1 protein-coding gene is annotated in these 949 nt (G+C 61.9%); it reads left to right on the top strand.

The features are described 5' to 3' along the window. Nucleotides 1-949: AMP-binding protein (locus tag C1A30_RS00070; protein WP_142392523.1), on the top strand; the 949-nt coding region annotated here is incomplete at both ends.

Raw genomic sequence — 949 nt, 5'->3', positions numbered from 1 at the left:
GTTCGTGGTCGTATGGGGAGGTTGATGAGGCGTCGAATCGGTTGGCGCATTTGTTGGTTGAGTTGGGTGCGGGTCCGGGTCGGTGTGTGGCGTTGTTGTTGGAGCGGTCGGCTGATGCGGTGATCGCGATGTTGGCGGTGCTCAAGTCTGGGGCGGCGTATTTGGCGATTGATCCGGTGTTGCCTGATGCCCGGATTGGGTTCATGGTGGCTGATTCTGCTCCGGTGGTGGTGGTGACTGTGGGGGGTTTGCGGTCGCGGTTGGTTGGGTGTGAGTGTGTGGTGGTTGATGTTGAGGATTGTGGGGTGCGGGATCGGCCTAGTAGTGCGGTGGGGGTGGCTACTGGGGAGGATATTGCTTATTTGATTTATACCTCGGGTACTACGGGTGTGCCGAAATGTGTTGCGGTGACGCATCTTAATGTGGTTCATCTGGCGCAGTCGGCGCCTGTGGGTCTGCCGGGGGCGCCGGTGTGGACGCAGTGTCATTCGTATGCGTTTGATTTTTCGGTGTGGGAGATTTGGGCTGCCCTACTTGGTGGTGGGCGGTTGGTGGTGGTGGCTGAGTCGGTGGCTGCTTCGCCGCAGGATCTGCATGCGTTGGTGATTGCTGAGGGTGTCAATGTGTTGACCCAGACGCCGTCGGCGGTGGCGGCGTTGGCCACTGAGGGGTTGGAGTCGGTGGCGGTGTTGGTCGGTGGTGAGGCGTGTCCGGCGCAGGTGGTGGATCGGTGGGCGCCGGGTCGGGTGTTGATCAATGCCTATGGCCCTACCGAGGTGACGGTTTATGCGTCGATGAGTGCGCCGTTGGTGGCGGGTTCGGGTCCGGCGCCGATCGGGGCGCCGGTGTGTACGGCGGCGTTGTTTGTGTTGGATGGGTGGTTGCGGCCGGTGCCGGTGGGTGTGGTGGGGGAGTTGTATGTGGCTGGTCGTGGTGTGGGGGTGGGTTA

Source organism: Mycobacterium sp. 3519A (assembly GCF_900240945.1).
Lineage (GTDB): Bacteria > Actinomycetota > Actinomycetes > Mycobacteriales > Mycobacteriaceae > Mycobacterium.
The sequence above is the reverse complement of the archived record's forward strand: the minus strand, read 5'-3'. Positions and strand labels throughout refer to the sequence as shown.